Genomic DNA, 19,515 nt, shown 5'->3' with positions numbered 1-19,515 from the left:
CGGCGTGGCGCGGGCCGGTGCGGGGCTGCGACGGCGGGGCGGTGCCGGCGCGGGAAGGGGATTCTGTGAGCGGAGGACCGCCCGCGGGCTGTGGCATCCTCCCTTCCCTGGATCTCCTCCGCTGACGCGTCGCCAGCCGGGCCCGCGAGTCCCATCGCGGCCTCCTACCCCCGCGCGCGGTGCCGGCGCACGGCCGCTCGGTTCGCGCAGCGCACCGAGCAGTACCGCTGGCGTCCGTTGCGTGTGACGTCGACGACGACGTTGACGCAGGGCTCCGCCGCGCAGCGGCCGAGGCGGTCCTGACCCCGCGTGACGAGGTGCAGCGCGGTGCCGACCGAGATGACCGCGGCGAGCACGCGCGGGAGCGCGTCGTTCTCGTCGCGGTAGTGCAGGTGCCAGCCCTCCCCGTTGTGGTTCGTCAGCCGGGGGTAGGCCGTCACTTCGGCCATCTGCGCGTTCAGCAGGGCGGCGCGGGCGTCGTGATCGGGCTCGTCGACGACCCGCAACCACGCGTCGATGACCTCGCGTGTGCGCTCGTGATCGTCGGCGCCGACGGGGAACTCCATCGACATGCCCAGCTCCCTCGCCCTCTGCTCCACGCCGTCGCGGTCGGCGGGCCAGTCGTTCGCGAGTGACGCGGCGAGCAGGACCGCGTACTCGCCGTAAGGGTTGAGATGCATAAGGGCATTACAGCACGCTGGCTCCATGAGCGCCCCCGACACCCTCTCGCTTCCCGTCACGGCATCCGTCCACGAACACGCGTGGGTCACCGAATCCGTGCACGCGACGAGCGAAGGACGCGTGCGCTACGTCCGGTGCACCGGATGCCGCGCCCGCCGTGTCGACCTCGATCCCGCGGCCGCGGTGCCCCCGGTCCCGCTGTCCCGCGAGGTGTGAGCGAGGCCGCATCGACGCCGACCGCCCCGGATGCCACGATGGGGTGGCCATGTCCGACGAGACGCCGCGCCTTCCGCGCGTCCGGGTCACGGCATCCGGATCCGCTCGGATGCCGCGCCCGGCGACGCGCGGCTTCGCGCTGCCGGGACACGCCCCTGACGAGGCCGACGACGTGTTCTCCCGGGGGCTCGTGCGGGCGCAGCTGCGGCTCGCGATCGGCTGCGTCGCCGCGTTCCTCGTCGTCGCGGGGGCATTCGCGGTGGCGATCGCGGCGCTCCCCGCGCTGGGTGACCCCGTGCTGTTCGGTGTGCCGCTGTCGTGGCTCGCGCAGGCGTACGGCTTCTATCCGCTGATCCTCGTCTTCGCGCTCATCTTCGTGCGCGCGGCGGCGCGCAACGAACGGCGCTATCGCCACCTCGCCGACCCCGGATCCGACACGTGAACCCGGTGTTCGATCTCGCCGCGGTGGGGCTGCTGATCGCCGTCACCGCGGTGCTGGGCTTCTCGGGCGTGCGCCTGTCGCGCACGACGGGTGACTTCTTCGTCGCCTCGCGCAGCGTCGGGAGCGTGTGGAACGCCTCGGCGATCAGCGGCGAGTATCTCTCGGCCGGGACGTTCCTGGGGCTCGCGGGCCTCGTGCTGCTCTCGGGCTCCGAGGGGTTCTGGTTCCCGATCGGGTACGCGGCCGGGTATCTGCTCGTCCTGCTCTTCGTCGCGGCGCCGCTGCGACGAAGCGGTGCGTACACGATCCCGGACTTCGTCGAGGCGCGGCTCGAGTCGCGCGCGGCCCGCCGGGTCACGAGTGTCGTCGTGCTGATGATCGGCTGGTTGTACATCGTGCCGCAGCTCCACGGGGCCAGCCTCGCCCTCGGGGTGGTGGCCGACGTGCCCGACTGGACCGGTGCCGTGGTCGTCGCCACCCTCGTCGCCGGGATCGTCGCCGCGGGCGGCATGCGGGCGATCACCGCCGTCCAGGCGTTCCAGTACTGGCTCAAGCTCACCGCACTGCTCGTACCCGCGGTGTTCCTCCTCGTCGTGCTGTCGCAGGGCGGGCGCGACCTCGACCCCGCCGCGATCTTCCCCGCCGACTACGGGCCCGGCGCCGTCGACACCTACGCGACGGTGTCGCTGCTGCTCGCCCTCCTGCTCGGGACGATCGGGCTCCCGCACGTGCTCGTGCGCTTCTACACGAGCCCGAACGGCGGGTCGGCCCGACGCACGACCGTCGTCGTCATCGTGCTCATCGGCGCGTTCTACGCCGTGTCGTCGACGATGGGACTCATCGCGCGGGTGGTGGCACCCGATCTGGCGGTGCGCGGTCTCGCCGACACGGTCGTCCTCGCGCTGCCTTCGCGCCTCCTCCCCGGCGTGGTGGGCGAGCTGCTCACGGCGCTCATCGTCGCGGGAGCCTTCGCCGCCTTCCTCGCGACCTCGTCGGGTCTGGTCGTCTCGCTCGCGGGCGTCGTCAGCCAGGACGTGTTCGGCGGCAGCGTCCGTTCGTTCCGTCTGTCGGCGGTGCTGTGCACGGTGGTGCCCCTCGCGGTCGCGTTGCTGACCGAACCCGAGGGTCTCGTGTCGAGTGTCGGCGCGGTGTTCGTGTTCGCGGCATCCACGCTCTCGCCCGTTCTCCTTCTCGGGGTCTGGTGGCCGCGTCTGACGGCGCGGGGCGCGGTCGCGGGCATGGTGGTGGGCGCGGTCGCGTGCGGCGCGGCGTTCGTGGCCGGAGGGATGATCCCGGATGCCGAGGGCTGGGGCGCCGTCCTCGCTCAGCCTGCGGCCTGGACGATCCCGTTGACCACCGCCGTGATCGTGGCGGTGTCGCTGAGCGATCGCGCGGGGGTTCCGTTCCGCGTCGAACGCTACCTGGCACGTCTGCACACCCCGGATTCCTGAGGCTCCCTCCACAGATACCCGGACGGGCCCGCGCGGGTGTCGGTGCCCCGGGTTACCGTGGACGGGTGACTTCTTCCGGCGCCGCCCCCGAGCCCTACGCCGACGCGCCGCCCGAGCCGTTCGGCGGGTACGACGACCCGTACGCCGACGTCGACTGGGACCCCGATCTCTTCGCCCCGCCCGACGATCTCGATGCTCCGCCGCCGCCCGTCGACCCCACCTCCGCCTTCGCGCGCGCCGCGGCCGCGACCGGCACCGCGCGCGAACTCCCGGCGGTGCGCGACTTCACCGGTCGCGACCCGCGCGAGGTCCTTCACGAGGTCTACGGGTACGACGCCTTCCGCGGCGACCAGGCCGACATCGTGCAGCACGTCGTCGACGGGGGAGACGCTGTCGTGCTCATGCCCACCGGCGGAGGCAAGAGCGTCACGTACCAGGTGCCCGCGCTCGTGCGGCCGGGCACCGGACTCGTCGTCAGCCCCCTGATCGCGCTCATGCACGACCAGGTCGAAGCGCTCATCGCCAACGGCGTGCGCGCGGGGTACCTCAACTCGACGCAGGCCCCGGCCGAGCGCCAGGCGGTCGAGCAGGCGTACCTCGCGGGCGAGCTCGACCTGCTCTACGTCGCCCCCGAGCGACTGAACGGCGCTCAGACGCTCGGGTTGCTCTCGCGCGGTCGTCTGAGCGTGATCGCGATCGACGAAGCGCACTGCGTGTCGCAGTGGGGTCACGACTTCCGTCCCGACTACCTCGCGCTCGGCGATCTGGCCGACCGCTTCCCCGGGGTGCCGCGCATGGCGCTCACGGCCACGGCGACCCCGGCCACCGCGCAAGAGATCGTCGAACGGCTGCGGCTGCGCGACGCCCGCGGCTTCGTCGCGAGCTTCGATCGGCCCAACATCCAGTACCGCATCGACGCCAAGGTCGATCCCCGGCGCCAGCTCGTGCAGTTCATCAAGAGTCAGCCCGAGGGCTCTGCGGGCATCGTCTACGCACTGAGCCGCAAGAGCGTCGAGCAGACGGCGACCTATCTCTCGACGCAGGGGCTCGACGCCCTGCCGTATCACGCGGGTCTCCACGCCTCCGTGCGCGCCGCGAACCAGTCCCGGTTCTTGCGCGAAGACGGGGTGATCATGGTCGCCACGATCGCGTTCGGCATGGGCATCGACAAGCCCGACGTGCGCTTCGTCGCCCACATCGACCTGCCCAAGTCGGTCGAGGGCTACTACCAAGAGACCGGCCGCGCCGGCCGCGACGGCGACCCCTCGGTCGTGTGGATGGCCTACGGCCTCGGCGACGTGGTGCAGCAGCGCCGCATGATCGACCAGTCACCGGGCGATCGCTCCTACAAGATGCGACTCGGCCAGCACCTCGACGCCATGCTCGCCCTGTGCGAGACGGTCGGATGCCGCCGCCAGAACCTCCTCGACTACTTCGGGCAGAAGTCCGAACCGTGCGGCAACTGCGACACGTGCCTCACCCCGCCCGACACGTGGGACGGTCTGATCGCCGCGCAGAAGCTGCTGTCGACCATCGTTCGCCTACAGCGCGAGCGCGGTCAGGCGTTCGGAGCGGGGCACCTGATCGACATCCTCCGCGGCGCGAAGACCGAGCGCATCTCCCAGCAGGGGCACGATCGGCTCAGCACCTACGGGCTCGGCGCCGACCTCTCCGATCAGGACTGGCGAAGTGTCATCCGTCAGCTGCTCGCCCGGGGAATCATCGTCGCACAGGGCGACTACGGCACCCTCGCGCTGAGCGAGGCGTCGGCGGGCGTGCTGCGCGGGGAGACCCCGGTGCCGCTCCGCCGCGACGTCCTGGGTCGCAGCGGCGGGGGCTCCTCGCGCCCGCGGACCTCGGGCGCCGACGACGTGGCCCCCGACGACCGCGGCCTCTTCGAGGCCCTGCGCGCGTGGCGCGCCGAGAAGGCCCGCGAACAGGGCGTTCCGGCGTACATCGTCTTCGGCGACGCCACGCTCCGGGCCATCGCCGCCGCGCGCCCCGCGTCGATCGGCGACCTCGACGGCATCACCGGCATCGGCGCCAAGAAGCGCGAGGCGTACGGCGACGGCATCCTGACGGTGGTCGCCGCGAACTGACGCGGTGGTTCCGGTCCCTTCGACGAGCTCGGGGACCTTGCCGTGGGGTGGTCCCACGCGAAGTGGCTGAGCCTGTCGAAGCCACCGCGCGATCGCGCGGTGCCGCGGTGTTTCCGGTCCCTTCGACGAGCTCAGGGACCTTGCCGGGGGTGGTCACACGGGAGGTGGCTGAGCCTGTCGAAGCCACCGCGCGATCGCGCGGTGCCGCGGTGTTTCCGGTCCCTTCGACGAGCTCAGGGACCTTGTCGTGGGGTGGTCCGACGGGAGGTGGCTGAGCCTGTCGAAGCCACCGGGCGTTCGCGCCGCGCCCGGCCCACAGCCCCCGCACGGGAATGTTGACCCCCCACAACGACCCCGCCGCCCGTCGCCGGGCGGCATTGTCGACACCGCACACACCGTTTGCCGGTGCGTTGTGGGACTCCTACCGTGGTGGCATCCCTTTGCAACGTCGAAAGGTGCCGAAATGACCGACGCCGCCGTCCGTCCCACCACGCCCGCCACGAGCACGCGCACGCCCGTCGGGGGTGCCCCGTCCGCTCCGCACTCCGCCGCCGAAGCCGCTGAGGCGCGCATCGACATCGATCGGGTCACCGACCTGCTCCTCGGCACGTGGGGCGACACCCGCCGCCAGGCGCGCGAGATGTTGAAAGATCCCGCGCTGTGGCGCGACGACAGCCTGGGGATGGACGCGCACCGCGAGCGCACCCTGAGCCAGTTGCACCTGCTCGTGCAGAACAACGCCGTGCACCGCGCCTTCCCGAAGCGATTCGGCGGCGAGGAGAATAACGGCGCGAACATCGCCGGCTTCGAAGAGCTCGTTGCCGCAGACCCGAGCCTGCAGATCAAGTCGGGCGTGCAGTGGGGCCTTTTCGGCTCCGCGGTGCTGCAGCTCGGCACCGCCGAGCACCACGACAAGTGGCTGCCCGGCATCATGAGCCTCGAGATCCCCGGCGCCTTCGCCATGACCGAGACCGGCCACGGATCCGACGTCGCCGCGATCGGCACGACCGCCACGTACGACCCCGAGACCGAAGAGTTCGTGATCCACACCCCCTTCCGCGGGGCCTGGAAGGACTACCTCGGCAACGCCGCGCTCCACGGCAAGGCCGCGACCGTGTTCGCGCAGCTCATCACGAACGGCGTCAACCACGGCGTGCACTGCTTCTACGTCCCCCTGCGCGACGAGGAGGGCAACTTCCTTCCCGGCATCGGCGGCGAGGACGACGGGCTCAAGGGCGGTCTGAACGGCATCGACAACGGACGTCTGCACTTCGACCAGGTGCGTATCCCGCGCACGAACCTCCTGAACCGCTACGGCGACGTCGCCCCCGACGGCACCTACTCGAGCGACATCGCCAGCCCCGGTCGGCGGTTTTTCACGATGCTCGGCACCCTCGTGCAGGGCCGCGTCTCGCTCGACGGTGCAGCCGCGTGGGCTTCGGCGATCGGCCTCATCATCGCGATCACCTACGGCAACCAGCGTCGCCAGTTCGATTCGGGAAGCGGCACGCCCGAGGTCACCCTGCTCGACTACGGCAAGCACCAGCGCCGCCTGCTGCCGCGCCTGGCGACCACGTACGCCGAGATCTTCGCGCACGACGAGTTCCTGCAGAAGTTCGACGGCGTCTTCAGTGGCGCGCTCGACACGGACGCCGACCGCGAAGACCTCGAGACCCTGGCGGCGGCCCTCAAGCCGCTGTCGACCTGGCACGCGCTCGACACCCTGCAGGAAGCGCGCGAGGCATGCGGTGGTCAGGGCTTCCTCTTCGAGAACCGTCTCGTGGGGCTGCGCGCCGACCTCGACATCTTCGTGACCTTCGAAGGCGACAACAACATCCTGCTGCAGCTCGTCGGCAAGCGCCTGCTCGCCGACTACGCCCGCCAGTTCAAGGGCAAGGATGCCAAGCAGCTCGCCGCGTTCGCCGTCGGGCAGACCGCGGGCAAGCTCTTTCACGGAGCGGGGCTGCGTCAGCTCGGGCAGGCCGTCACCGACCTCGGGTCCACGGCGCGCTCGGTCGAGCGGGGACTCCGCGCCGATCAGCAGCACGAGCTGCTGGCGGGTCGCGTCCAGCAGATGATCGCCGACATCGCGGGGCGCCTGCGTCCGGCATCCAAGCTCTCCCGCGAGGACGCGGCGGCGCTGTTCAACGCGAACCAGGCCGAGCTGATCGAGGCGGCTCGCGCCCATGGCGAGTTGCTGCAGTGGGAAGCGTTCACCGACGCGATCAACCGCATCTCCGACCCCGGCACGGCTCGGGTCCTGACGTGGCTGCGCGATCTGTTCGGCCTGCAGCTCATCGAGAAGCACCTCGCGTGGCACCTCATCAACGGGCGTCTGTCGACCCAGCGTGCGGCGGCGGTCTCGAGCTACATCGATCGGCTGTGTGCGCGCCTCCGGCCGCATGCGCAGGATCTCGTGGATGCCTTCGGCTACGGCCCCGAGCACGTGCGTGCCTCGATCGCGACGGGTGTCGAGGACGATCGCCAGAACGAGGCCGCGGCCTACTACGCCGAACTGCGCGCCTCGGGCAACGCGCCGGTCCCGGAGAAGAAGCCGGCCAAGTAAGCGCGCGCGGGCGGCGGCCGTGGGGGACTGCCGCCCGCGCGCTCGTCGCCCGCGCGGGCGGCATCAGAACAGGCGATGCGCCGAGAACAGGACGATCAGGAGGATGCCGTCCTGTTCCGGGTGCATCGCCTGTTCTCGTGACACGGGGCCGCCGCGATCGACCGGAGCCGGACCGCGGCGACCCCCGACGCCCATGCGCGAAGAGGCCCGCCCCGCCCCGAAGGGCGAGACGGGCCTCGCGTGAGCGTCAGCGCAGCGTGAACGTCACCGTCGTGCTGTTCCCGGCGACGTCGTACACCACGAGCGTGTTCTCGCCCGAGACCGCACCGAAGACGCCCGGGGCGACGAAGCTGACGTCGGACCAGGTGTTGTCGGTCAGATCCTTCACCATGCCGTTGATGACCGCGCGGTCGATCTTGCCGGCGTCGTAGAGCTTGAAGCTCACCTTGTCGTAGGCGTCGGCGTCGCCCTGGGTGAACTCCGCGCCCTCCTTCACCGTGACTGTCGGGGCCGTGGTGTCCGCGTCGCCGGCAGCGACCACGCGGATGTCGTCGACGAATCCCGTGTTGTCGCCCTCGGTCGTGGTCGCCACGAACGAGATGGTGTGCTCGCCCTGCGTCACCGTGAAGGGCGCCGTCTCGTAGTACTGGTACTCGCCGCCGACCGGCACGTAGTGACCGAGCTTCTGCCCGTCGACCTCGACGTCGAACTCCTGCTGGCCGCCGAAGCCGACGCGGTTCGCCGCGGCGAACGTGATCGCGTAGGTGCCGGCTGGGAAGACCACGGTCTGGTCGATGCGGCTGGCCAGCCCCGAGTCGCTCTTCAAGTACGCCGTCCGCTCGCCCTGCGGGGCGGGCGAGGCGGGAACGAACACGCTGTTGTTGTGCTGGATGCCGGCGCGAGCGCTGAAGGTCCAGCCGTTCACCATCGGACCGTTCGCCGTCCCGCCGGTCGCGGGGCGCTCGAACCCGGCGTTGAGGATGCTCACCAGCGGCGGCTCCTCCGACACGTCCGGGTTGACGAAGCAGCGGTTGTCGCCGCCCGGGTTCGGGTTCGAGCCGAAGGAGGCGACCGCGCAGTCCACGCCGTCGGTGAACGTGCCGAAGACGAAGAGCCCGTCCGACCCGAACGCGACGTTCGCCTCCCCGTCGAAGGCGCACTCGCCGCCGTCCGCGTACTGGCAGAAGGTGTACCCGTCGGGCGCGTTCTGCACGTCCCTCACCTTGTACAGGCGTGACGTGACTCCCGATGCGTCCGCCCCGGGTGCCACCGCGACGGCGCGCAGGTAGGTCGTCTTGAGTGGCTCGAGGAAGATCTGCCCGGTGTACGGGGTGGAGGATGCCGCGGGCTCGCTGCCGTCCGTCGTGTAGAAGATCTGCGCGTCGGGGGTGGCGCTCGTGATCGTCACGGCCTCGATCGAGTCGTAGACGCCTCGCTCAAGACTGAACACCGGAGCGTCGGTGACACCGGCCGTACTGGCCGGGGTGACCTCGACCTGCGCGACGCCGTACTCCCCGTCGGGAAGCGTGGCCCGCACGGCGACGGTGCGCTCGGTGGTCACGGACGGGGCCGTGAACAGACCGTTCGCGTCGATGGTGCCGTTGTCGTCTCCGACCACCGACCAGGTCGGCGTGCCGGTGCCGTCGATGACGTTCGCCCCGAGCTGCACCTGCGTACCGCCGGCGACCGAGGTGCGCACGGGGGTCATCTCGACCTGCGTGGCCGCGGGGGCCGTCGTGTAGATAGCGTAGGTGTGCTCGTCGCCGATCTCGGTGTCGGTGAAGGCGTTGGCATCCGGGGTCAGGGTTCCGCTCGAGGCCGGCAGCAGGGCGTTCTCGCCGGGCTGTGCGATCGAATCCGTGTACGCGATGCGGGTGAAGTCCGCGGTCGCGTCGCCGCCGTCGAACTGCACGCGCACGTCCTTCGGCGAGCCCGACTGCGTCTCGACGAGGACGGTGAGCTCGCCGTCCGGTGCGCGGAACGCGGTCGCGCGCACATCGGCATCCGACACCTCCGTGCCGAGCACCGTGCTGTGCGCGGGCACGTACCGCATGAGGGGGCCCGCCTCCGAGAACGCGGCCGTGGGCTCGAGACCGAGGATGAGCGAGTCCCACAGGTTGTAGGAGCCGTTCGTGTCGCCCGCGGGGTCGCCCGTCATGACGCCGTTGAGCTGCCAGATGAGGTTGGAGTGCACGCCGTCGTTGGCGCTGCGGATGATGTAGTTCGCGTAGCCGGTTTCCCAGACGCTGGTGCCCGGGTTGGTCCAGCCCATCTCGGAGAGGTTGAGGGGAGCATCGCCGATGACGGCGCGGCGCTGGGCGATGGCATCCCCCATCGCGTCGTACGACTCGCCGTACAGGTGGAACGAGTACTGGTCGAAGACGTCGCCGGCGTTCTCGGCCATGTACTGCGTCCAGGCCACCGCGTTGACCTCTTCGGGGCCCCAGATCTGCACGTCGTCGCGCAGTCCGTCGGCGGCGAGCCGGTCGCTCACCGCGCGAGCCATGTCGGCGTAGTACGCCTTCTCGTCGCCCGGGGCCCAGAAGTCCCAGCTGCCGTTGGGCTCGTTGTAGAACGTGAGGTGATCGACGTTGTCGTAGCCGCGGTCGAAGAGGTTCTGCAGCAAAGCGGATGCCGAGGCGCCGTAGGCCGGCAGGTCGGCCGGGGCCGAGATGTAGGGGTCGGGGGCTCCGGGGATGGTGAACCAGTCGTGGACGCGCGCGCCGACCTTCCATCCGAAGTTCAGCTCGACCTCGGTGCCCGCGTCCTTGAACGCGTCGAGGTAGCGGTAGAACGCGAGCATCTCGGGGCTCTCGAAGTCGTACTGGCCCTTCTCGAGCTCCATCCAGTCGATCTGGAACCAGATGCGGGCGACCTTGGGCTGCAGGGTGTGGATGCGCTCGACGTCGACCTCCCAGTCGGCGTCGTCGTAGCCGTACTTCGTGGTGCCCTCGAGGAGGCTCCACGGGATGACGTTGACGCCGACACCGAGGTAGTCCTCCTGCACGGTCTGGTCGAGGTGGACGGTGACGGTGCGCTGCTCGTCGGCCGCGGATGCCGCGGTCGCGGGGACGAGCAGGGCGGCAGCGACGACGCTCGTCGTCGCGGTCAAGGCGAGGGCTGTGCGCCGTCGTCTCATGGGTTCTCCTATCGCCGGTGATGGGAGGCGTCGCGGTGACTCATCACTGAATCGGTAGTAATGCTACGCCGGGGGGATGTATCAGCGAGGCTATGAGGGTTGCAGTGGTCGCGCAAGCCCGAATTGTCATGGTTTTTCACGCTGATCGTCACTACTGTTTGTAGTTGTACTACTCTACGTGAGGTCTTATGGGTGCGCGGAGTACCGTCTTACGGAGTCGAGGGTGGACACGCCGATCCCGGACGCCGGAACCCCGCGTGGCGGGTGCGGGTTCCGCGTGACGGTGCGGGGCGGGGGTCGCAGCGGCGTTGGTGCCGATGTGCCGTAGGGCGGAGTCGAGCCGCGACGCGCCGGTTCGGGGTGCCGTGGGCCGGCGTGTCGGGGTGGAACTCCGCGTGAGGGTACGGGGGCGGCGAACGTGCCGGTGTGCCGTCAGGCGGAGTCGGGCCGTGACACGCCGGTCCGGGATGCCGGAACTCGGCGTGTCGGGCACGGACTCCGCGTGACGGTACGGGGCCGGGGTGGCGGCGGCGAATGTGCCGATGTGCCGTCAGGCGGAGTCGGGCCGTGACACGCCGGTTCGGGATGCCGGGGGCCGGCGTGTCGGGGAGGAACTCCGCGCGACGGTACGGGCCGCGCGGGCTCCCACCCGGCGGCCCCGCGACGGTTCGTCAGATCGCCGAGGCCGCCGCGGACGCCTCGGCGGACAGGGCGCGCACGGTCTCGGCATCCCGTGCCGTGAGGGCTGCGGCCGGCACCATCCACGATCCGCTCACGGCGAAGACGTTGCCCAGGGCGAGGTACTCGCCGGCGTTCGCAGCGGACACCCCACCCGACGGGAGGAAGCGCACGTCGGGGAACGGGCCCGCGAAGGCCCTCAGCGCGGTGGGCCCGCCCACGGCGCCCGCGGGGAAGAGCTTGAGGCGGTCGAGTCCCGCGGCGATCGCCCGCTGGATCTCAGTCGCGGTCGCCACCCCGGGGAGGAACGGGATGCCGAGCTCCGCCGCCCGCTCGACCACGGCGTCGTCGAACCCCGGTGAGACGAGGTAGGTCGCGCCGGCGTCGACGGCCGCCTCGACCTGGGCGACGGTCGTCACCGTGCCGGCGCCGACGGCGAAGCCGGATCGTCCGGCGACCGCGCGGATCGCGTCGAGGGCGGCGGGGGTGCGGAGGGTGATCTCGGCGGTCGGGATGCCGCCGGCCTGGAGCGCGTCGGCGAGGTCGGGCGCGAAGGACGCATCGTCGAGCACCACGACGGGGACGATCCGGCTGCCGTGCAGCACATCGACGCCGGTCATGCGTCTTGAGAGGTCGGGGCGACCACGATCTCGCGGAAGCTCACGTGCTGGGTCAGCTGGTAAGCGGCGAGGATCGCGCGGGCGATGTCGTCGGGCACGAGTCCGCCGCCGATGCTCTGCTTGTACTCGCGGTAACCGTCGAGGACGTCGCCCTCGCCGGTGTTGCTGAGCAGGGCCGTGTCGACCATTCCGGGGGCGACGAGGAGCACACGGACGCCGTGCGCGGCGTTCTCGCGCCGCAGCCCTTCGGTCATCGCGTGCACCGCGTATTTCGTGCCGTTGTAGACGACGTGGTTCTCGTAGAGCTGCTTGCCGGCGATCGAGCCGATGTTGACGATCGTGCCGTGACGGCGCTCCTGCATGCCCGGGAGCACGAGCTGGCTGTTCTTCACCAGGGCGACGCAGTTGACGTCGAACTGCTCCTGCACGAGCGCGGGGTCCTGCTCGGCGACCGCTGACAGCGCCATCAGCCCGGCATTGTTGACCAGCAGGTCGACCGGACCGAACCGCTCCTCGGCGCGCGCGATGGCCGCGGCCACCGCGGCGGTGTCGGTGACGTCGGCCTCGGCGAGCTCGGCATCCGGAAGACCGAGGGCCTGCATCGGGGCGAGGCGCCGCGCGATGAGGAGCAGCGGGTGTCCGGCGGCCGAGAAGGCGCGCGCGGTCGCGGCACCGATGCCGGAGCTGGCTCCGGTGATGACGACGAGGGGAAGGGAGGTCATGCGTTCTCCTGGGAAGGGGTGGATCGGGCGAAGACCACCGCGGCGTCGGCCGCGGCGGTGTAACGGTCACGGAGCGCGGCATACGCGCGCACCCCGTCGGGGTCGGGATCGAGGCGTTCGATCACTCGGTGAGCGTCGTCGGCGGCGGCGAGCGAGGACCACACGCCCGACCCGGCGAACACGAGGGCCGCCGCCCCGAGGGTCGCGGCCTGCTGGTCGACGGTGGTGCGGACGAGGGGGGTGCCCAGGACGTCGGCGTAGATCCGGTTCCAGACGGCGGACCGACTGCCCCCGCCCGAGACGAGCAGGTCGGTGTCGGACGGCAGTCCGCTGAGCGTGCGGATGTGACGCAGGCTCCGGTCGAGCGCGAACGCCACCCCCTCGAGGCATGCCCGCACGAGGTCGTCGGCGTCGGTGCCGAGCTCGACACCGGCGAGGAGTCCCCGCACCCCGCTGCCGCCCTCGAGCGGGGTGCCGCCCGCGAGCGTCGGGACGAACACGGCGCCTCGCGCGCCGCGCGGGCTCGCCGCCGCACCGTCGATGAACGCGCCGATGTCGGCACCCGGACGCATCACGTCGCGCAGCCAGGTCAGCGTCGTGCCGCTGCTGAACGTCGACAGCGCGCTGATGTAGAGCCCCGGCACGGCGTGACGGAAGACGTAGGGGCGGGTCTCGACGTCGAGGACGGGGGCGCTCGCGGTCACCGTCATCCAGCTCGAGGAGCCGAGGGCGGCGTAGATCCGACCGTCCGTCGTGCCGCGGGAGCCGAGTGCCATCGCCGCGTTGTCGACCGCCCCCGCGTGCACGGGTACCCCTGCGGGGAGCCCAAGTGCCTCCGCGGCGTCGGCCCGGAGCGTCCCGACGACGTCGGACGACTCGCGCGGGACGGGGAGCAGGGAGCGGTCGAGCTCGGCCGCGTCGAGGATCGCGTCGTCGTAGTCGCCGCGGGTGAGGTCGTAGGCGCCCGACCCGGATGCCATGGAGTGGTCGGTCGCGACCTCGCCGGTGAGCCGCAGGGTGATCCAGTCCTTCGAGCCGAGCAGGGACCGGGTGCGTGCCCATCCCTCCGGATCCTCGGTGCGCATCGTCTGCGCCTTGAACACCGGGTACAACTGCGCGCCGAAGCCGTTGCCCGTGCGCAGGTACCACGCGTCCTCGTCGAGGTGGGCGAAGACGTCTTCGGTCCGACCGCGGGTGTCCGACCAGATCGGGGTGTCGCGGGCGACGAGCTCTCCGGCGGCGTCGACCTGCACGACGCCGAGGCTCTGCCCCGACAGGGCGATCCCGATGACGGCTTCACGCGCGCCGGGAGTCTGGGCGACGACCTCGCGGGTCGCCGAGACCACGGCATCCCACCACTCCTCCGGCCGCTGCTCGGCACGGCCGGGACCGGGATGCCGCGTCGGATACGACACGACCGTCTCGGCGACCGAGCGGCCCTTGGCCGACCAGAGAGACGCTTTACACCCCCCGGTACCGAGGTCGAGAGCGAGAGCGAGAGGACCCATCGATCAGCGGGTGGCCAGGGCGAGCTCGCTCAGCCGCTCGAAAGAGGGGCCCGACGTCGGGATCTCGATGTCGAAGACCTCGGCGATGACCTGCGTCCATCCGTGCACGAAATAGATCCACCCATCCTCGACCCGGAGGCGGCGCTCGGCGCTCTGCTCCCGCGCCTGGTCGAGGAAGACGAGATCGCCGCGGTAGTTGAGATCCCACGCGACCCCGTCGAGGGGGAAGACGGCGTCGTCGGGAAGGGGGGAGCCCGGGGCGTCCTTGCCGAGGCCGGTCGCGTTGACGACCAGCGAGCGCGGCGCCAGGTCGGCGAGCACGCGGGCGTTGTCGGCCGGGGTGGGGGTGAGGTGGTACTCGAAGAGCGTGTCGGTCGGCAGCGACGCGTGGATCTCGCGCAGGTGGTCCAGGCGCGCCGCCGAGCGGTTCGTCACGATGACCCGCGCGGGCCGGTCGAGGCCCCGCTCCTGCCGAGACAGGTACCAGCTGATCGCGATCGACGATCCGCCCGCGCCGAGGCAGAGCGCGTCGGCGGGACCGCGCGACCAGAACCCGGCCGGTAGGAAGGCGTCGAGGGCGAGACCGCTCGAGATCGGGTCCTTCGCGTGGCAGATGAGCCGGCCGTCGCGCTTGGAGATGCAGCTCGTCTCACCCATCAGCTCGGCGAAGGCGTCGATCTCGTCGAAGAGGTCGCGGCACGCGGCGAAGAGATCGATCTTGTGCGTGGTGACCAGGGCCCCGAGGCTCAGGGGGTCGTCCGCGATGAACCGCACGACTGCGCGGTAGTCGTCGGCGGGTGCGTGCAGGGGCAGGTCGATGCCCTGGAGCACGGCATCCTGCAATCCGAGGTGCGCGGCCCACCGGGGGAAGACGTGCTGGATCGAGGAACTCCCCGTCGTGACGCCGATGAAGTAGAGCGTAGGGGCCGTCGCCGGACGCAGGGTCGAGGCGGTGAGGGTGGGAAACGTCATCGGTGGTCCTTCGTGGCGGCGACCGCGGCCAGCGCGGCCGTGGCATTCATGCCGAATCGGGTGACGCCGAGCTCGGCCATCGTTCGGACGGTGTCGAGGTCGCGGATTCCTCCCGCGGCCTTGAGCGCTGCGCGACCGTCGGCCCGGTCGGCGATCAGTCGGATGTGCTCGATCGTGGTCGCAACGCCCGACCAGCCGGTGCCCGTCTTGATCCAGGGCACGCCCGCCTCGATGGCGGCATCCACCCCCCGCCGGATGTCGTCGTCGTCGAGGCGGCCGACTTCGAGGATCGCGCGCAGCGGCACGCGGCCGTCGACGACCTCGACGATCGCGGCGAGCTCGTTCGTCACGTAGGCGTCGTCTCCGGAGCGCAGGCGTCCGATCGCGACGACGACGTCGAGCTCTTGAGCGCCGAGGTCGAGGAGCTCGGATGCCTCGGTCACCTTCGTCGCGGTCGTGGCGCCGCCGCTCGGGAACGACACCGGCGAACCGGCGAGGACGCCCGTGCCCTCGAGGCGTTCGCGCAGGTATCCGAGCCACTCGGGGAGGACGTGGGCGCTGACGAAACCGCCCGCCACCGCCTGGTGCACGAGCTCGTCGATGTCGGCGCGTGTGTGCTGCGCTTGGACGCAGCTGATGTCGATGTGTCGAGCGAGGTCGGCGAGGACGGGACCGGGATCAGGCACGGTAGCCTCCGTGGTCGGGGTTCGGGCGGGTCGTCCAGTCGCTGCCGTCGGCCACGACGAGCTGTCGCATGCCTCCGGCCTCGGCGATGATCCCGTAGTCCTGACCGGCCTCGGTGGCGTAGGTGAAGAGCGTCACGAGCGTGTCGTCGCCGACGTTGACGCTGCGGTGGATCCAGCCGCCGGGGACGTGGACCACCACCCCGGGGGTGATCGGTAGGGCACGGGACTCGCCCTCGACCGACTCGAGCAGCATCACCCCGGAGCCGGCGACGCCGTAGTAGAGCTCGGCGAACTCGGCCTGCGCGTGAAGGTGCCCCCGCGTCATCGCGAACTCGTCGCCGATCCGGCCGGGCCGGAGGACGCTCAGGCCGATGGTGAGCGCTCCGCGCCCGGTTTCGGGGGTGCTGCTCTCGACCCAGTACACCGGCTCGCCGTCGTCGCGGGTGATCGCTTCGGCGTAGGCCTCGTCATCGCGATAGACGCCCGCGAGGTCGGGCAGGTGCTTCTCGTAGCGCTCGGATCCTCCGGCGAGGAGGCCACGGGCGATATCGACGGTCAGCCGGGCCGGTTCGGCCAGTCGTGCAGCGGCGCACATGCAGTCGTTCCCTTCGCCGACGACTGGGGTACGTCGTCGTGCGTAGTAACACTACAAGAAGTGGGGGAGTTTGGGTAATCTCCGACGCTTTGGTGCCAGTGGCGAGGCTTTGCGCGTAGTTCGGCTACTTCGTCCGTGTGTGCGGTGCCGATCTGGGGTGTACGGAGGAGACCTGGCGAGCGGAGGACGTGTGAGCGCTCCCGCGTCCTCCGCGCGCCAGATCTCCTCCCGTCGCCACGCGATGAGCGCGCGGGCTCGCGACGCCGGCGCCCCGGCTCAGCGCCAGGTGAGCCAGGCGGCGGGGTTGCGGCGCAGGACCGCGTCGGCCAGGTCGGCGCCGCCCTCGGCGCGCAGGCGCGGGACGAAGCGGTCGCCGAGGTAGCGCAGCCCCGGCATGCCGCCGTAGGCGACGTAGCGGGTGCGGCGAGCGACGTCGCCGCCCAGCAGGATGCGGTCCCCGCCTCCGGCCGCGGCGGTGGCGATCAGACACGCGAGCACCACGGAGTCGGGGTGCTCTCGCGCGCGAGCGGGTCCGTCGTAGCCGAGGAAAGCTCCCGTGGCAGCGAGCTCGGCGTGCAGCCCGGGGTCGGGATTGCGATCGACGTGCGCCAGGGCGACCCGGTCGGCCCGCACGCCGACGGATGCGAGCGCCTCCAGCGCCTCGAAGGCCGCCGTCCCGTGCTCGAGGTGCACCATGACCGGGGCACCGGTCGCCGCGTGCGCGCGGCCGATCGCCTCGATCGAACGTCGGGCGATGGCATCCAGTCGCCAGTAGCCCATCCCGGCCTTGAGGACGCCCGCGCGCACCGCGGGGTCGCGCTCGCCGCCGGGCTCCGCAGCTCCCCGCACCAGGTCGTCCTCGAACGCCGCGGCGAGTGTGTCGACGTCCGCCGAGAGGAGCGGATGTCCGTCTCCGTAGTGCTCGCGGCGGTGCAGGCCGGTGGTGAGCACGACGGCGACCCCGGTGGCCTCCGCGATGCGACGCGCGGCGGCGGGGCGACGGCCGAGGCCCAGGGGTGTGGCATCCACGAGGGTGTGGAATCCGGATGCCGCGAACTGGCGGGTCTCCTCGGTGCTGGCCTCCTCGTCGTCGAGATCGTCGTCGGGCAGCAGAGGCGAGACCTGGAAGAGGTGCTCGTGGTAGTCGACGGTGCCGAGCGCGTCGGGGGCGAGGTCGCCGATGACGGACCGGACGAACCCGCTCATGCGGGCACGGGGTGAGCGGGAGTCTGCCCGCGCAGGAGCGCGACCATGTCGTTCACCGCCATTCGCCCCATGCCGTCGACGCCCTCGCGGGTCTGCGCGCCGAGATGGGCGGTGACGATCACGCGGTCGGCCAGGTCGTCGGCTAAGAGGGGCGATGCCGCGTCACCGGTGGTCTCGATGGCGAGGGTGTCGGCGGCGTAGGCGGCCACGCGTCCACGCCGGGCGGCGCGGGCCACCGCCTCCTCGTCGACGAGGTCGGCGCGAGCCGTGTTCACGAGCAGGACGGGCCGGTCGGCGGCGGCGAGCCACCGCTCATCAATGACCTTCTGCCCGCCCGGCGCATGTAGTGTCACAACATCGCAGCGAGTCGAGAGCGTCTCGGTGTCGGCGCGCTCCACGGCCTCGAACAGCGGATCGCGGGCGTCGACCCACGGGTCGGCCCCGAGGACCGTGGCGCCGAACGCGCGCAGGCGTTCGGTCACGAGGCGTCCGATCCGGCCCAGTCCGACCACCCCGACGGTCAGCGCCGACAGCTCTCGCGCGGGCTTTCCCGACCAGTCGCCCGCGCGCACGCGACGATCGGCGGCCGGGATGCCCCGCAGGGCCGTCAGGAGGAGGGCGAGGGTGTGCTCGGCCACCGCGGCCGAGTTCGCGCCGGGAGTGTTCGTGACCGGGATGCCGCGCGCCGCCGCCGCGGCCAGATCGACGTTGTCGACGCCGACGCCGTAGCGCGCGATCCCCCTCAGGTGGGGGGCGAGGTCGAGGTGGGCCGCGGTGACCGGGCCCGTGCCGGCGATCCACCCGTCGGCCTCGGCGAGCAGGGGAGCGAGCTCCTCGAGGTCGTGCGACGAGCCGGCGCGGACGACGCGGTATCCCGCCTCCGCGAGGACCGCTCCGGGGTCGTACTCGCCCGACCCGAACGAGCGGGAGGTGACCAGCACGACCCCGGTCACGAGTCGGCCTCGGTGGTGTCGCCCGCGCGGTCGCCCTCGGCGTGACGCATGGCCGCGAGCTCGCTCTTCATGCGGCGGACGGCTTCGCTGTGGGCCGGCGAGCGACGCAGGGCGACACCGGTGGCGAGGATGTCGATGACCACGAGACCCGCCAGACGGCTCGTCGACGGCGTGTACACGTCGGTGTCTTCGAATGTGCGTACGATCAGGGGAATATCCGCGATCTCGGACAGTGGGCTGACGCGACCGGTCAGCGAGATGACGGTTCCCCCGGCCTTGCGGGCGGCCCGGGCGACCGTGAGCGTCTGCTCGGTGTGCCCGGTGTTCGAGATCGCGACGGTCACGCTGCGGGGACCCGACATCGTCGCGGCGATGAACTGCTGGTGGAAGTCCTCGGGTGCCTGGCAGGGGACGCCGAAGAGGGGGAACTTCTGTTGGGCGTCCTGCGCGATGATGCCGCTCGCGCCGAAGCCGACGAAGAGGATGTCGCTGGCATCCAGAATCGCCTCGATCGCTCGCTCCACGGCGGCGGGGGCGAGGGTGCGGCGTGCGCGGTCGAGGCTCGAGATGGTGTGGTCGAAGATCTTCTCGGCCACGTCGCCCGAGGAATCCGACGAGGTGATGGTCGAGTGGGTGACCGGCAGCCCGAGAGCGAGGGTCTGGGCGAGCTGGATCTTGAAGTCCTGGAACCCCTCGCAGCCGACCGAGCTGCAGAAGCGCATGACGGTGGGCTCGCTGACCTCGGCGGCTTCGGCGAGGCCGGCCATCGTGAACTGGGCGGCGCCGACGGGATTGTCGAGGACGATCGCGGCGACCCGTTGTTCGGAGCGGCGCAGGTGCGGCAGTTGGCGGGTGATGCGCTCGAGAAGCGTGTCGGTGGACTCTTCGCTGGCCTGCTCGACGTCGAGGGTCATCGCGAGCTCCTTCCATGTAGTATGGCTACATCTTAGCCGATGCGGGCTTCCCCGCACAGCGCGACAG

16 protein-coding genes are annotated in these 19,515 nt (G+C 71.2%); 5 read left to right on the top strand and 11 right to left on the bottom strand.

The features are described from left to right. Positions 1-164: 164 nt before the first annotated feature. Positions 165-680 carry a CGNR zinc finger domain-containing protein gene (locus tag AB0O24_RS16015; protein ID WP_058597576.1) on the bottom strand — a complete coding sequence of 172 codons (516 nt, stop codon included), beginning with the start codon at positions 678-680 and terminating at the stop codon, positions 165-167. Between the two features lie 25 nt (positions 681-705). Between AB0O24_RS16015 and AB0O24_RS16010 the strand changes: the two genes are divergently transcribed. The 5 genes from AB0O24_RS16010 to AB0O24_RS15990 all read left to right on the top strand — a co-directional run bounded on the left by AB0O24_RS16010 (position 706) and on the right by AB0O24_RS15990 (position 7,455). Next, positions 706-897 carry a hypothetical protein gene (locus AB0O24_RS16010; RefSeq protein WP_363376301.1) on the top strand — a complete coding sequence of 64 codons (192 nt, stop codon included), beginning with the start codon at positions 706-708 and terminating at the stop codon, positions 895-897. A 49-nt stretch (positions 898-946) separates the two neighbouring features. After that, complete coding sequence (locus AB0O24_RS16005; RefSeq protein WP_363376298.1) at positions 947-1,339, top strand: heavy metal transporter; 393 nt, start codon at positions 947-949, stop codon at positions 1,337-1,339. Continuing rightward, on the top strand, positions 1,336-2,790 hold the full coding sequence (locus AB0O24_RS16000) for a cation acetate symporter (protein WP_363376295.1): 1,455 nt from the start codon (positions 1,336-1,338) through the stop codon (positions 2,788-2,790). Before AB0O24_RS16005 ends, AB0O24_RS16000 begins: the two co-directional genes overlap by 4 nt. Before the next feature lie 65 nt (positions 2,791-2,855). Continuing rightward, positions 2,856-4,889, top strand: coding sequence for a DNA helicase RecQ (gene recQ, locus AB0O24_RS15995; protein WP_275800557.1), 2,034 nt, complete (start codon positions 2,856-2,858; stop codon positions 4,887-4,889). 463 nt (positions 4,890-5,352) lie between these two features. Next, positions 5,353-7,455 carry an acyl-CoA dehydrogenase gene (locus AB0O24_RS15990; RefSeq protein WP_363376293.1) on the top strand — a complete coding sequence of 701 codons (2,103 nt, stop codon included), beginning with the start codon at positions 5,353-5,355 and terminating at the stop codon, positions 7,453-7,455. Between the two features lie 247 nt (positions 7,456-7,702). Here the strand turns inward: AB0O24_RS15990 and AB0O24_RS15985 are convergent, their stop codons facing one another. The 10 genes from AB0O24_RS15985 to AB0O24_RS15940 form a co-directional block, all read right to left on the bottom strand. Further along, the gene (locus AB0O24_RS15985; RefSeq protein WP_363376290.1) at positions 7,703-10,594 is read right to left on the bottom strand and encodes a chitobiase/beta-hexosaminidase C-terminal domain-containing protein; all 2,892 of its coding nucleotides are present in this window, start codon (positions 10,592-10,594) and stop codon (positions 7,703-7,705) included. A gap of 671 nt (positions 10,595-11,265) precedes the next feature. Beyond that, positions 11,266-11,892, bottom strand: a complete 627-nt coding sequence (eda, locus tag AB0O24_RS15980; RefSeq protein WP_363376288.1) for a bifunctional 4-hydroxy-2-oxoglutarate aldolase/2-dehydro-3-deoxy-phosphogluconate aldolase — start codon at positions 11,890-11,892, stop codon at positions 11,266-11,268. Then, positions 11,889-12,614, bottom strand: a complete 726-nt coding sequence (locus tag AB0O24_RS15975; RefSeq protein ID WP_363376285.1) for an SDR family oxidoreductase — start codon at positions 12,612-12,614, stop codon at positions 11,889-11,891. Before AB0O24_RS15975 ends, eda begins: the two co-directional genes overlap by 4 nt. After that, positions 12,611-14,122, bottom strand: coding sequence for an FGGY family carbohydrate kinase (locus tag AB0O24_RS15970; RefSeq protein ID WP_363376282.1), 1,512 nt, complete (start codon positions 14,120-14,122; stop codon positions 12,611-12,613). The genes AB0O24_RS15975 and AB0O24_RS15970 overlap by 4 nt, the downstream gene beginning before the upstream one ends. Before the next feature lie 3 nt (positions 14,123-14,125). Continuing rightward, positions 14,126-15,094, bottom strand: coding sequence for a shikimate dehydrogenase (locus AB0O24_RS15965; RefSeq protein WP_363376280.1), 969 nt, complete (start codon positions 15,092-15,094; stop codon positions 14,126-14,128). After that, positions 15,091-15,780 carry a deoxyribose-phosphate aldolase gene (gene deoC, locus AB0O24_RS15960; RefSeq protein WP_363376277.1) on the bottom strand — a complete coding sequence of 230 codons (690 nt, stop codon included), beginning with the start codon at positions 15,778-15,780 and terminating at the stop codon, positions 15,091-15,093. The genes AB0O24_RS15965 and deoC overlap by 4 nt, the downstream gene beginning before the upstream one ends. Beyond that, positions 15,773-16,375, bottom strand: a complete 603-nt coding sequence (locus AB0O24_RS15955; protein ID WP_363376274.1) for a glucose-6-phosphate isomerase family protein — start codon at positions 16,373-16,375, stop codon at positions 15,773-15,775. The genes deoC and AB0O24_RS15955 overlap by 8 nt, the downstream gene beginning before the upstream one ends. A gap of 276 nt (positions 16,376-16,651) precedes the next feature. Continuing rightward, the gene (locus tag AB0O24_RS15950; RefSeq protein ID WP_275800803.1) at positions 16,652-17,581 is read right to left on the bottom strand and encodes an aryldialkylphosphatase; all 930 of its coding nucleotides are present in this window, start codon (positions 17,579-17,581) and stop codon (positions 16,652-16,654) included. Beyond that, the gene (locus AB0O24_RS15945; RefSeq protein ID WP_275800805.1) at positions 17,578-18,534 is read right to left on the bottom strand and encodes an NAD(P)-dependent oxidoreductase; all 957 of its coding nucleotides are present in this window, start codon (positions 18,532-18,534) and stop codon (positions 17,578-17,580) included. The genes AB0O24_RS15950 and AB0O24_RS15945 overlap by 4 nt, the downstream gene beginning before the upstream one ends. Further along, positions 18,531-19,448, bottom strand: coding sequence for an SIS domain-containing protein (locus AB0O24_RS15940; RefSeq protein ID WP_363376271.1), 918 nt, complete (start codon positions 19,446-19,448; stop codon positions 18,531-18,533). Before AB0O24_RS15940 ends, AB0O24_RS15945 begins: the two co-directional genes overlap by 4 nt. Positions 19,449-19,515 lie beyond the last annotated feature (67 nt).

Source organism: Microbacterium sp. NPDC086615, from assembly GCF_040686055.1.
Taxonomy (GTDB): Bacteria; Actinomycetota; Actinomycetes; order Actinomycetales; family Microbacteriaceae; genus Microbacterium.
The sequence above is the reverse complement of the archived record's forward strand: the minus strand, read 5'-3'. Positions and strand labels throughout refer to the sequence as shown.